The following is a 13,173-nucleotide window of genomic DNA, read 5'->3' on the forward strand; positions in this document are numbered from 1 at the left end:
AATTCTCGCTCCTACATATAAAGATATGTTTATATGTATTTTGACGAGAGAGCAAGCGATGTCATGGACCTCATCTCTGGGCCGGCCTTCCGGACGTCCCCGGCGATGGTTTCCATACGGCGAGCGTGGCCGCGGCGAGCGCGGCCCCGTGGGTGTGCGCCCCGTGGGCGTGCGGATCGACCAGAGCATTTGGCAGCCGGTGCCAGTCGGCTCCCGACTGGAACCGCCTAACGGAACGGCGGCTCGTCGAAGCTGCGCAGCTTGCGGGAATGCAGCGAGGAGCGCTGCCCTTTCAGGATGTCGAGCGCCGCCAGGCCGATCATGAGATGCTCGCTCACGGCGCGCTCGTAGAAGGCGTTGGCCGCACCCGGCAGCTTGATCTCCCCGTGCAGCGGCTTGTCCGAGACGCAGAGCAAGGTGCCGTAGGGAACCCGCAAGCGGTACCCCTGGGCCGCGATGGTGCCGCTCTCCATGTCCACTGCGATGGCCCGGGACAGGTTGATCTGGCGCCGCTCCTGGCTCCAGCGCAGCTCCCAGTTCCGGTCGTCGTAGGTCACGACCGTGCCGGTGCGCAGGCGCCGCTTCAGCTCCTCGCCGCGCTCGCCCGTAACCTGAACCGCGGCATCCTGCAGGGCGACCTGAATTTCGGCCAGGGCCGGGATCGGGATTTCAGGCGGCACGGCGCTGTCGAGGATGTGATCGCGCCGCAGGTAGCCGTGGGCCAGCACGTAATCGCCGATGGACTGGGACTGGCGAAGCCCCCCGCAATGGCCGACCATGAGCCAGCAATGGGGCCGCAGCACCGCCAGGTGATCGGTGATGTTCTTCGCGTTCGAGGGTCCGACGCCGATATTGACCAGGGTCACGCCCTGGCCGTCCTTTCGCATCAGGTGATAGGCCGGCATCTGGAACCGGTGCCAGGGCGAGGACCCGATGAGGTCCTCGACGGCGGCTTCGTCCAGGCCCCGCTCGATGCTGATGCCGCCGGGCAGCAGGAGCCTGGTATAGGGCCCGTCCGGATCCGCCATCTCCTTCACGGCCCAGCGGATGAACTGGTCGACATAGCGGTGATAGTTGGTGAGCAGGATCCAGGGCTGCAGGCTGCGCCAGTCGCTGCCGGTGTAATGGACGAGGCGGCGGAGCGAATAATCGACCCTGGCCGCATCGAAGAGCGCCAGGGGCCGGGCCTCGTTCTCATGGAAGACCCAGGTTCCATCGGCGATCTCGTCGCCCACCTTGGCGAGGAGCGGCGTCGGGAAATGCTGCGCGAGCTCCGACGCCGAGTGGGCCCCTCGGCCCAGTTCGTCCCCACGCTCGAAGACATACGGATAGGGAATTTCCTGGTCGCTGACGCCGATCTCGATGGTGGCGCCGTAATCGCGCACGAGATAGTTCAGCTGCTCCAGCAGGTAGTTCCGGAAGAACGCGGGCTGGGTGATCGTGGTGGCGTAGACGCCCGGGCCCTGGAACTTGGCATAGGCGCGCTGCTTGACCGGTGGAAGAGAGGTCGACCGGTAATCGAGGCGCAGCTCCGGATAGCGGAAGCGCGACCGCTCGAATGGCGTGGGCGGCGTTCCGGTGGAGAAGAAATGCTCGAGAGCCTGGCGCTGCGCCTCGATGGCGCTGTCGTGAAGCGCGATGAGCCGGTCGACGGCTTCTTCAGGCGTGGCAACGGATTGGAATGTGGAGATGTGATCGGCTGGCACGTGGACTCTCTTCTGATGTCTCGTGCCTCAAGGGTCATACACCGTTTTGGGGCAGAACCCAACTCCCCGGCGAGCGGTGCAGCGTCGGCCCGACGGAATGCCGGAGGAATCCGGCATTCCTGAGGTCGCTCCCGGACTTGGACCTATTCGCAGACCTCTTCGCGGCGGATGACGACGCGGCCCCAGTCATCGACGAAGCGACGGCGTACCGTATAACAGGACGGCGCATCATAAGCCGGAGAGCCGTAATAGGTGGGATAGGCCGGATATGAATAGGCGGGACGGGCCGCCAATGCGCCGAGCGCCAGGCCGCCGACCACGCCGGCGGCCACCGCGCCGCCGACATTGGAGCCGTGGCGGCGGTAAGGCCGATAGCCGTAGTCGCGGTAGGGGCGGACGACCCCATAGGGCGTGGCATAGGATCCATCGCGCCAACGGCCCGTGCTCTCGCCCGCCGTCGCAGGAGCGGCAGCCAAGAGGGAACCGCTCAGGACCAAAGCGGTGGCCCCAGCCGTCAGAACACGCTTCATGCACACCATGCGAACCTCCATGGGGCAAAGGCCAGGAGATCACGTCTCATGAACACCTTCCGCCCTATTCTGACTGGAAGTCTAATCCGCCCGATATGAACTTGGCCTGAAGGTCTCGTTAAGGTTTCCGTTCAACGGCGGGCTGCCCGCGCCAGGCATGGGCAAGCTCCGAAAAGGAGAACGCGGGCGAGTTCCTGCCCGATCCCGCGCTCTGCTCCGTCACGGAGGTGGCGTTCGCGCGAAAAGATTACCGCGAGAACTTCTTGTACTTGATCCGGTGCGGGATCGTGGAATCCGTGCCGAGGCGGCGCTTCTTGTCCTCCTCGTAATCGGCGAAGTTGCCCTCGAACCATTCCACGTGGCTGTCGCCCTCGAAGGCCAGGATATGGGTGGCGATGCGGTCGAGGAACCAGCGGTCGTGCGAGATGATCACGGCGCAGCCCGCATAATCCTCCAGCGCCTCTTCGAGCGCCCGCAGGGTATCCACGTCGAGGTCGTTGGTCGGCTCGTCGAGGAGCAGGACGTTCGAACCGGACTTCAGGATCTTGGCGAGGTGCACGCGGTTGCGTTCGCCGCCCGAGAGCACGCCGACCTTCTTCTGCTGGTCGGAGCCCTTGAAGTTGAAGGCGCCGCAATAGGCGCGGGCATTGATCTCGCGCTTGCCGAGATAGAGCACCTCGTTGCCGCCCGAAATCTCCTCGTACAGGGTCTTGTTGGCGTCGAGCGAGTCGCGGCTCTGGTCCACATAGCCGAGCTTCACGCTCTCGCCGATCTTGATCGAGCCCTCGTCCGGCTGCTCCTGGCCGGTGATCATGCGGAACAGGGTGGTCTTGCCCGCGCCGTTCGGCCCGATGACGCCCACGATGCCGCCCGGGGGCAGCTTGAAGGACAGGCCGTCAATGAGAAGCTTGTCGCCGAAGGCCTTCTTGAGGTTGTCGAACTCGATGACGTTGTTGCCCAGGCGTTCGGCGATCGGGATGATGATCTGGGCGGTGGTCGGACCTTTCTCGTTGGCCTTGGCCACGAGTTCCTCGTAACGCTGGATACGGGCCTTGGACTTGGCCTGGCGGGCCTTCGGCGAGGCCGACACCCACTCGCGCTCGCGCTCGATGGTGCGCTTGTGCGCCTCGTCCTCGCGACCCTCCTGCTCCAGCCGCTTCTGCTTCTGCGTGAGCCAGGACGAGTAATTGCCCTCGTAGGGGATGCCCCGGCCGCGGTCGAGCTCGAGAATCCAGCCCGTCACGTTGTCGAGGAAGTAGCGGTCGTGGGTGACGATCAGGATCGCGCCCGGATAATTGCGCAGGTGCCCTTCCAGCCAGGCCGTCGTTTCGGCGTCCAGGTGGTTGGTCGGCTCGTCGAGGAGGAGCAGTTCCGGCTGCTCCAGAAGCAGCTTGCAGAGCGCTACGCGGCGGCGCTCGCCGCCGGAGAGCTTGTCCACGGCCCAGTCGTCCGGCGGGCAGCGCAGGGCGTCCATGGCCTGATCCACCTGGGAATCGAGATCCCACAGGCCCTTCGCCTCGATCTCGTCCTGGAGGCGGGTCATCTCGTCCGCCGTCTCCTCGGAATAGTTCATGGCGAGCTCGTTGTAGCGGTCGAGGATCGCCTTCTTGGCCGCCACGCCCTCCATGACGTTCTCGCGGACGTTCTTCGACGGGTCGAGCTGGGGCTCCTGGGGCAGGTAGCCGACCCGTGCGCCCTCGGCGACCCAGCCCTCGCCGGTCCAGTCGGTATCGGTGCCGGCCATGATGCGCAGCAGGGTCGACTTACCGGCGCCGTTGACGCCGAGCACGCCGATCTTGGCATCCGGGTAGAAGGAGAGATGGATGTTGTCCAAGACCTTCTTGCCGCCCGAATAGGTCTTGGTGAGGCCACGCATGTGGTAGATGAATTGACGGGACACGGAAAAAGCCCTGCTTGATCGAGATGTGAATGAAGTTGGCCGTCAGTTAGCAGGAGCAGGCGACCGGGACAAGGCAGGCGTGTCTCGCCAGCGGAGTTCCAGGAAGCCCGCACCTTGAGGTCCGCAGCCGGGGGGCTGCGAGCCTGGGGTGGGATCGCGGGTGGCGCGACGGGCGGTCCGGCTCGATGCTCATGGGGATGGAAGCGCCGGACGGCGCCTCGCGCGCACCCCCCACCCTCACCCTCCACGTCATGGCCGGGCCTGTCCCGGCCATCCCGACCCGGACAAGCGCCGCGCCCTTCCGATCGGGATCACCGGCACGAGGCCGGTGATGACGTGGAGGGGGACAGACCGGGCGGAGGGTGGCCGTGGGAGGATGCCCTCGCGTCAAAGTCCGAACGGATACGTCTCCGGCATGCCCTTTCCATGGGCGTGGGTGAGCGGGGTCACTGCCTTGGTCTCCTCGAACCAGATGAAGGCGTCGAACTGCTCGGCCAGCACCGCCTCGAAGTAATGGCTGTAGAGTTCGGTCTCCGGCCGGTAGACCACGCCGATGGCCCGCTCCAGGCGCGGCCGCGAGAGAGCGTCCATCAGGTCGGCCTGGCCGTTCTCCCGCCAGTCGCTCAGGAAGCAGCCGAGGCCCGTCTCCCGGAAGATGCGCTCGTGGCTGTCGGGCCGGGCCGGACGGACGGTCTTGACCTGCATGGGCTCGTCCCAGTCGTCGGCGGCGGCCACGGTGCCCCGATCGGTGCCGAAACCGATCAGTACGGCCTGGTCGCAGTAGGTCTTCCGGCAAAGCTCGCCGATATTGAACTCTCCCTGCCATCCCATGGCCGTGGCGGCGGCGTTGCCGATGTGGGAATTGTGCGCCCAGACGACCGCCTTGGCGTTGTCGCGCCGGGCCAGCAGGCTCTGCAGGGTCTCGAACATGTGCCGGTCGCGCAGGTTCCAGGATTCCGTCGCGCCCTCGTACATGATCCGGTAGTAATGCTCGGCCGCATGGACGATCTTGGCGTTCTGAACCGCATCGAAGAAGGCCTCGCCGCCCTCCGCCTGAAGATAATCCATGCGCTTGTCCAGAATGTCCTGGAGTTGGCGCAGCAACGCCTCGTCGCAGGGCTTCTTCTGTCCCGTCAGGACGGCGCGGCCGTAGCGGGCCGGGTCCGACTGCCAGGGGCTGAGACAGCCGTAGCGCCCCCTCGCCTCCTTGGCCTTCTCCGGATCGACCCGGTCCAGATAGTCGAGAACGGAGCGGATCGACGCGTTCAGGCTGTAGACGTCGAGGCCGCGGAACTCGGCGCGCTCGTCCTCCGGCTTGTCCTTGTTGTGCTCGCGCATCCAGTTGACGAAGTCATAGACTTCCTCGTTGCGCCACATCCAGGTCGGGAACCGCTCGAAGGCTTCATCCTCTCCGTCGGGGATGGGGCGATGACGCACATAGGCGTCGATCCGCGCCGCATCCGGCCAATCGGCTTCCACGGCCACGATGGAGAAGCCGTGCCGCTCGATCAGACGCTTGGTGATGGCAGCCCGCGCCCGATAGAACTCCGAGGTGCCATGAGTGGCTTCTCCCAGGAGCACGACCTTGGCGTCGGAGAAGCGATCGAACAAGGCGCCGAAGGCTTCTTCGTCGGCAACCGACGGCAGCACCTCCCCGTGCTCGCGCACGAGATCGACCGCTTCCCTGATCGAGGCGTCGTTCTCATTCTGCTTCCAGGACAGCCGGGCCATGATCCTCACTCCGCGGGACCGGCACCTTGCATGCCGGTTCCGCCGGAGAACGATGGCGGGACTCGGCTTGTTCCAGGAAGGAACGTGCACCGGCGTCTCCTCCGGAGCCGCAATTCCGCGCAGAGCGGCCAAGATGGGCCGCTGTCGGACCGAGCGTCAGGCCACTCTCGCCATGATCGACGCGTAGGCTTCCTCGGCCGCGATGACGGTCGCCATCTGCACCGTATGGGCGAAACGATAGGCGTCGCCGTAGATGGTCTCGTCCGGGAACTCCGTGATGAGGGTCAAGGGCGAGGGATGGCGCTCGTCCGCCGTGATCAGGCATGGAACGTCGTTGATGATCTCGTAAGGCGTTCCCCCGGAATGGATCGCGCAGATCTCGATCTGACGGCGGTTGAACGCGGCGAGTCCCGGCACGGCCGACAGACCCGTCGTCACGGCTTCGATCAGCGTCCTCGCGGTCTCGCTCCAGGACGGGTGATGCCGCATGATCAGGAAGAATCCCTTCGGGATCGTCCACAATTCGAAGCCGCGCGGCAGATAGCCGGTGAGCGGCCTGGTCCATTCGTGGGCCGGATAGCCGTGGAAGTTGAGGTGCAGCTGGGCGCCCGACAGCGCCAGCGCCTGGTGGCGGGCGCCGATCTCGTAGACCGGCTCGCCCTGGCCGTATTCCAGGTCGTTGCCGCGCGAGGTATAGCGCGCCGCATGGTGCATATGGCGCGGATTGGCTTCGCACAGGCGCCCATGCAGCGCATAGCCGTCCGGGTTCTCGACCGGGATATAGGCGATGTTGGCGTCGGGATTGGCGAGCAGCCGGCGCACGGCCCGCAACGTTCCGACCGGAGCGGAGGTTTCGTTGGCATGCTGCCCGCTGGTGACGAGAACCGCCGGACGCGAGCCCGCGCGATAGATCCCCGGTACGGGCCGTCCCTCACGGGAAATCCCCTCGAAGGTCTCTCCGGGCAGCGTCGCGAGCTCACGGTAGATCTGCGCGAGACCGGGCGCTGCATCGGCTGTCTCGATGTCCTGCTCCGGCTTCTCCGGATCCTGCGGCTCACCGAAGGCCCGCAGTGTCACCCGCACATGCGCGTCTGCGCTGCCGGCCCGGATATCCGGCACGATCTGACCCGGCTGCACGCTCCTGTCCTCAGGAGGACGGCCGGACCTGCGCTTGAAGAATTCGAGCAGCGAGAAATAGAAATCCTCGTGCAGCGCCTCGCGGGTGCTCATGACCTCGTCGCCGTAATCCAGCGACCGCTCGATGCCGGGGATCGTCACGTCGATGGCGAGGGTTTCCGCATAGGGCTCCGCCTCGGGCCATTCATGGGCTGCAACGCTTGCCATGACCTTCCGATAGACCTGTTCGAACTCGGTCTCGAGCGGCTCGTCGAGGTCCGAGGCGTCGGATCGTCCGGTCACCCTCAGCCAGCCGGTCGGCGTGAGATCCACCTGATCGAGATGGTTGGTGCGCAGGCGGTTCGGCGCGAAAACCCTATGCTCCGCCGCGCGCCCGTCCTGGTATTCGAGCGCGACCTGGTAGGTCAGATCCGCGGGACCGGGCTCGAAGACGGTCTCGACCCCCTCGAGCAAGGCCGCCAGAGGATAAGCCTCGGAGAGGAAGCGCAGCCGATCCGCCTCCTCATGCACGGGATAGCGAATGGCCACGCGCTTCAGGCTGGCCGTGTCGATCTCCTCGAGGAAGGCATGGACGAGCGGCTTGTAGGCGCTGCGGATCCGCGCATGAATACCGGCTCCCGCCAGGTCCGCCTCCGCGGCACGGCGCGCCGCCTCGTCCTCGAACAGCCAGGCCTCGAGCGTCAGGCCGCGATCATTGTTGCCGGTCCAGTCCCGCACCAGGGAATCGAGAGTGCGCGGGATGCGCTCGTCTAGCAATGTGGTCATCGTGATGTCTGTCCTGTCGGATCGAGGAGGTCGCGCAGCCAGTCGCCCAGAAGGTTCAGGCCGAGCACGGTCAATATGATGGCGAGGCCGGGAAACACGCTCACCCACCAGGCCGTCTGCAGATAGGTGCGTCCGTCGGCCAGCATGCCGCCCCAGCTCGGGATCAGCGGATCGACGCCCAGTCCCAGGAACGTGAGGCTGCTCTCGAGAAGGATGTTGTTGGCCACGTTGAGCGTCATCAGGATGACGATGGGTCCCAGCACGTTGGGCAGGATATGGGTGAAGATGATGCGCCCGTTGCCGACCCCGATGGCCCGGGCCGAGAGGATGAACTCCCGGTCCCGCAGCGCCAGCACGGAGCCTCGCACGAGGCGCGCATACTGGACCCATTGCGCGACGACCATGAAGAAGATGATCTTGTCGACGCCGGTTCCGAGAATGGCCAGGAACATGATGGCCAGCAGGATGAACGGGAGCGCCAGCTGGATATCGGCGAAGCGCATCAGCAGGATCTCGGCGATGCCGCGATAGTATCCGGCGACGAGGCCGACGATCGTGCCGACGACGACGGCTCCCATCACCGACAGGACGCCGACCGTGAGCGAGATCCTGCCGCCGACGATCACGCGCGCCAGCACGTCGCGGCCCAGGGGATCGGTCCCGAGGGGATGAGCCAGATCCTGGAACGGCGGCGTGAGACGGGCCATGAGGTCCATGCTCTCGCCGCCGTCGGGAAAGAGAAAGCCGGAGAACAGAACGGCCAGGCCCATGCTCGCCGTGAGCAGGAGACCGAGGACGAGTTCGAGCGACCTGAAGTGTCGGCGCGCCGACGACACAGCCTGAGCGGCAGCCATGGGTCCTACTCCGTCCGGATTCGCGGGTCGATCAGCCCGTAGGCGATGTCGACCAGAAGGTTGATGAGGACGATGAAGAGCGCCAGCACCGTGATGGTGCCCTGGAGCACCGGGTAGTCGCGGTTCGAGATGGCGTCGAAGGCGAGCGTGCCCATGCCGGGCCAGTTGAACACCCGTTCGATGATGACGATGCCGCCGATGAGGCCGCCAAATTGCAGGCCGATATAGGTGACGAGCGGAATGGCGGAATTGCGCAGGGCGTGCTTGTAAAGGACGACGCGGTCGCGCAGGCCTTTCGAGCGCGCCACCATGATGTATTGCTGCGAGAGCGTCTCCAGCATGGAGGTGCGCACGAGGCGCACATTGGTGGCCGTGAGGATGATCGCCATGGTGAGCGCCGGCATGACGAAGCTCTCAGGGCCTTCCATGCCGCTCGGCGGCAGGAGGCCGAGCACGATGGAGAACAGCAGCACCATCATGATGGCGAGCCAGAAGTTCGGGAAGGACAGGCCCACCAGCGACAGGATGCGGATCACCTGGTCCGGCCAGCGCCCCCGGTTCACGGCCGCGTAGACGCCGAGCGGCACCGACAGGACGATCGACGCGAGAAGAGACGCGAAGGCCAGAAGGAGCGTGGCCGGGAGAGCGTTGGCAATGAGCATGGAGACAGACGTGCCGCCCATGAAGCTCTTGCCGAAATCGCCCCGCACCATGCCTTCGAGAAAGGCGAGATACTGCACGTAGAAGGGGCGATCGAGCCCGAGCGCCTGCCGGATGTTCTGCAGGTCCTGCTCGGTGACGTTGCCGCCGCCCATCAGCATGATCGCGGGATCGCCCGACAGGCGGATCGCGAAGGAGACGATCAAGGTCACCGCGAGGACCACGAAAACGGCCTGCAACAATCGTTTGAGGATGAAGCCCGCCATCCTGAGATCCTTCTTGCTCTTGGAAAAACGGCCCCGCTCGCGCGGGGCCTTCCGTTATGTTTCGCTCCGGACATGGCCGCGAGGGTCCATGTCCTGGTCGGTCCGTCACTCGACGGTCGTTTCCGTGAAGCGGAAGCGGCGGTCCGCGGGCGCGTCGAAGTTCTTGACCCGCTTGTTGACGCCGTAGAGCGTGTTCTGGTTGTAGAGCGGGATCTCGAGCGCCTGATCGGCCACGTAGCGCGCGACCTCCTGCAGAACCTTCTCACGCTCCTTCACGTCATACATCGTGCGCTGCTTCTCGAGCAGGGCGTTCAGCTTGGGATCGTTGTCGTAGGGGTTCCACTTCTCGCCCGAGTGATACATCAGGTAAGCGGTATTGTCGTAGTCGAAGGTCCAGCCGCCCCAGGCATTGTGCCAGGCCTCGCCCGTCTTGCCGTTCGGAATGATGTCGTTGAGCAGAACCGGCGGCTCATGCGGCTGCAGCGAGGGCTTGAGGCCGAGCGCCTGGAGGAAGCCGGCTGCCGCCTGCGCGACCTCGCGGAAGGTGGCGTCGTTGCCGCGGAAGTCGATCCTCACCGGCGCGCCGGCCGGCACTTTCGCCTGCTGCAGCATCTGCTTCGCCTTGGCGAGATCGAAGAGCAGAGGCTTCAGGCTCGGATCGTTGCCGAACGACAGGTCCGACTGGAAGCTCGCGATCGGCTTGGCGTGTCCGAGGAGGACCGCCTTGATGATCGCGTCCCGGTCGATCCCCATGATCAGCGCCTTGCGGACATTCACATCCTTCGTGATGCCGTCACGGGTGTTGAGGCGCAGGGCGACGACGGTCGGGCCGGTGATGCTCAGAAGGCTCAGATTGGGGCTCTTCTCCACGGTCGGAGCGAGGCCGAACGGGATCAGGGTGGCGACGTCGATGCGGCCCGACTGGAGCTCGGCCACCTGGGTGTTCGCCTCCGAGATGAACCGAGTCACGACCTTGTCGAGCTTCGGGGCGCCGCCCCAGTGCTCGGGAAAGGCCTCGAGGGTCAGGCTGACCTTCGGGCTGTATTCCGCGAACTTGAACGGCCCGGTGCCGACCGGGTTCATGTTGAAATAGGCGTCACCCTTCTCCTGGATGTATCGGGGCGGCACGATCATGCCGCCATAGCCGGCGAGCTTCGTGAGCAGAACGGGATCCGGCTGCTTCATGACGAAATCGACGGTCGAATCGTCGACGACCTCCACATGGTCGATGGTGTTGTAGTTGGACTGCTGCGGCCCCTTCCTGCCCTCCTCGCCGAGGAGACGGTCGAAGGTGAACTTCACGGCCGCCGCATTGAACGGCTCGCCGTTGTGGAACTTCACGTTCTGGCGCAGCTTGAAGCGGATGCGGCTGTTGTTGTCGAGGAACTCCCACGATGTCGCGAGGCCGGGCTTGAGCTTCATGTCGGCGCCGCGAGCCGTGAGGCCGTCGAAGATGTTGTTGGCGGCCGACGACCAATCGACCAGGAAGGTGTCGATGGGGTCCCAGCTGCCAGGATCGATGGCGACGGCCGTGGTCAGCGTTCCGGCCGCCTGAGCTCCGGACGCCATCAGCGGCGCCGCGGCGACTGCGGCCATCAGGCCCAGCGCCTTCAGGGTGGTTGAGAATGTCATTGTGATGTCTCCTCTGGAAAATCGTCTCTCACGCGGCCCCGCGGAGCGGATCGGACTCGATCGCGACCCAATGTCCGGGTTCGACCTCGCGCATGCGGTGAATGGCGGGCTCCTGCCCGACCGGGCGCACGGGGCTCGGGATCTCTCCCTCGATCCGCGTCTTGGCCCGCTCGCGCTGCGGATCGGCAATGGGCACGGCCGAGAGCAGTTTGCGGGTGTAGGAATGCTGCGGGTTCTCGAAGATCGCCTGGCGCGATCCGAGCTCGACGATCTGACCGAGATACATCACCGCGACCCGGTGGCTGACCTTCTCCACCACGGCCATGTCGTGGGTGATGAAAAGGTAGGAGAGCCGCTTTCTCTCCTGAAGCTCCATGAGCAGATTGACGATCTGCGCCTGGATCGACACGTCGAGGGCGGACACGGATTCGTCCGCGATCACGAGCTTCGGATTGCTCGCGAGCGCCCGTGCGATGCAGATGCGCTGACGCTGGCCGCCCGAGAATTCATGCGGGTAGCGCCTGGCATGCTGCGGCTGCAGGCCGACCTGCTCCAGCAATTCGTGGACGCGCCGCTCGCGCTCCTTCCTGTCGTTGATCAGGCCATGGACGATGATGGGCTCGGCGATGCTGTAGCCGACGGTATGACGCGGATCGAGCGAGGCGAAGGGGTCCTGGAAGATGTACTGGATCTCCTGGCGCAGGCGCCGGCGCTCGCCCTGGCTCATGGCTGCCATGTCGCGCCCGTCGAAGCGCACGGTTCCGCCGGTCGGCTCGACGAGCTGCTGCAGGGTGCGCCCGATGGTGGACTTGCCGCTGCCGGACTCACCCACCAGCGCCAGGGTCTCGCCGGGATAGATGTCGAAGCTCACCGCTTCGACCGCATGGACCCGGTGGGTCACGCGCCCGAAGAAGGTCTTGCCCACGTCGAAGCGTGTGGTGAGCTTGTCCACCTGCAGGATCGGCTTCGTGTAATCGGCCGTGTTCTGCTCGTGCGTATCGCCGACCGCCTTGGCGACGCCGCCGTCCATCACCATCACGGGGGTGCGCTTGGGCAAGGGCTGCCCTGTGAGGCTGCCCAGGCGCGGCACGGCGGAAAGAAGGGCCCTGGTATAGGGATGCTGGGGTGCGGCGAAGATGTCGCGCACCGGCGCCTGCTCCACCTTCTCGCCCTTCCACATGACCACCACGTCGTCGGCCATCTCGGCCACCACGCCCATGTCGTGCGTGATGAAGATGACGGCGGTGCCCATCTCCTGCTGCAGGTCGCGGATGATGTTGAGGATCTGCGCCTGGATGGTCACGTCGAGCGCGGTCGTCGGCTCGTCGGCGATCAGGAGCTTCGGGTTGCAGGCGAGCGCCATGGCGATCATGACGCGCTGGCGCATGCCGCCCGAGAGCTGATGCGGATAGCGGTCGAGCAGCTTGTCCGCATCGGGCAGGCGCACCTTCTGGAGCAGCTCCTTGGCCCGCAGACGGGCGTCCCTCCCGTTCAAACCCTGATGCAGGATGAGAGTCTCGGAGATCTGATTGCCGATCGTGAAGACGGGGTTGAGCGACGTCATCGGCTCCTGGAAGATCATCGCGATGTCGTTGCCGCGGATCTCCCGAAGCCGGCTGTCGGAGGCCTTGACGAGATCGATCGCTTCGCCCCCATCGGGGCGGAACAGCACCTGCCCTCCGGTGATGCGCCCGCCCGTGTAGTCGGTCAGGCGCATGATCGCCAGGGAGGTGACGGATTTTCCCGATCCCGACTCGCCCACCACCGCCAGGGTTCTGCCGGGCCGCACGTCGAAGCTGACATCCCTGACGGCTTTGAAGGCTCCGTTCCCCGTGCCGAACTCCACCGACAGGGAGCGAACCGACAGGAGAGCTTGGTCCTGAGACCTACGATTGGCAGTATCCGACATCCATCCACGCTCGTGAGCCGGCCCTGACCCAGCGGAACGCCGGGCCAGTACCTTTATGATACCTGTCATCCATCACAGCTAGC

The 13,173-nt window shown here is 65.3% G+C and carries 9 protein-coding genes; all 9 read right to left on the bottom strand.

The features are described 5' to 3' along the window. Positions 1-227: 227 nt before the first annotated feature. Entirely contained in the window at positions 228-1,706 is a 1,479-nt protein-coding gene (locus OCW50_RS04635; RefSeq protein ID WP_262268152.1) for an AMP nucleosidase, read from the bottom strand. Between the two features lie 143 nt (positions 1,707-1,849). Further along, entirely contained in the window at positions 1,850-2,236 is a 387-nt protein-coding gene (locus tag OCW50_RS04640) for a hypothetical protein (protein WP_262296604.1), read from the bottom strand. Positions 2,237-2,483: 247 nt separating this feature from the next. Next, a complete protein-coding gene (gene ettA / locus OCW50_RS04645; protein ID WP_262268150.1) occupies positions 2,484-4,136 on the bottom strand; it encodes an energy-dependent translational throttle protein EttA in 1,653 nt (550 codons plus the stop codon). Positions 4,137-4,523: 387 nt separating this feature from the next. After that, positions 4,524-5,867 carry an erythromycin esterase family protein gene (locus tag OCW50_RS04650; protein WP_262296605.1) on the bottom strand — a complete coding sequence of 448 codons (1,344 nt, stop codon included), beginning with the start codon at positions 5,865-5,867 and terminating at the stop codon, positions 4,524-4,526. 156 nt (positions 5,868-6,023) lie between these two features. Further along, entirely contained in the window at positions 6,024-7,769 is a 1,746-nt protein-coding gene (locus OCW50_RS04655) for a M14 family zinc carboxypeptidase (protein WP_262296606.1), read from the bottom strand. Further along, positions 7,766-8,623 carry an ABC transporter permease gene (locus tag OCW50_RS04660; RefSeq protein ID WP_262296607.1) on the bottom strand — a complete coding sequence of 286 codons (858 nt, stop codon included), beginning with the start codon at positions 8,621-8,623 and terminating at the stop codon, positions 7,766-7,768. The genes OCW50_RS04655 and OCW50_RS04660 overlap by 4 nt, the downstream gene beginning before the upstream one ends. 5 nt (positions 8,624-8,628) lie before the next feature. Next, positions 8,629-9,549 (bottom strand): ABC transporter permease, encoded by a 921-nt coding sequence (locus OCW50_RS04665; protein WP_262296608.1) that lies wholly within the window; start codon positions 9,547-9,549, stop codon positions 8,629-8,631. Positions 9,550-9,654: 105 nt separating this feature from the next. After that, on the bottom strand, positions 9,655-11,181 hold the full coding sequence (locus tag OCW50_RS04670; protein WP_262296609.1) for an ABC transporter substrate-binding protein: 1,527 nt from the start codon (positions 11,179-11,181) through the stop codon (positions 9,655-9,657). A gap of 28 nt (positions 11,182-11,209) precedes the next feature. Then, entirely contained in the window at positions 11,210-13,090 is a 1,881-nt protein-coding gene (locus OCW50_RS04675; RefSeq protein ID WP_262296610.1) for an ABC transporter ATP-binding protein, read from the bottom strand. Positions 13,091-13,173 lie beyond the last annotated feature (83 nt).

Source organism: Microvirga sesbaniae (assembly GCF_025460805.1).
GTDB lineage: Bacteria > Pseudomonadota > Alphaproteobacteria > Rhizobiales > Beijerinckiaceae > Microvirga > Microvirga sesbaniae.

Coding starts and splice junctions, on each gene's coding strand:
- OCW50_RS04650 (WP_262296605.1), bottom strand. CDS start 5,867: ATGGCCCGGCTGTCCTGGAAGCAGAATGAGAACGACGCCTCGATCAGG.
- OCW50_RS04660 (WP_262296607.1), bottom strand. CDS start 8,623: ATGGCTGCCGCTCAGGCTGTGTCGTCGGCGCGCCGACACTTCAGGTCG.
- OCW50_RS04640 (WP_262296604.1), bottom strand. CDS start 2,236: ATGAAGCGTGTTCTGACGGCTGGGGCCACCGCTTTGGTCCTGAGCGGT.
- OCW50_RS04670 (WP_262296609.1), bottom strand. CDS start 11,181: ATGACATTCTCAACCACCCTGAAGGCGCTGGGCCTGATGGCCGCAGTC.
- OCW50_RS04655 (WP_262296606.1), bottom strand. CDS start 7,769: ATGACCACATTGCTAGACGAGCGCATCCCGCGCACTCTCGATTCCCTG.
- OCW50_RS04665 (WP_262296608.1), bottom strand. CDS start 9,549: ATGGCGGGCTTCATCCTCAAACGATTGTTGCAGGCCGTTTTCGTGGTC.
- OCW50_RS04675 (WP_262296610.1), bottom strand. CDS start 13,090: ATGTCGGATACTGCCAATCGTAGGTCTCAGGACCAAGCTCTCCTGTCG.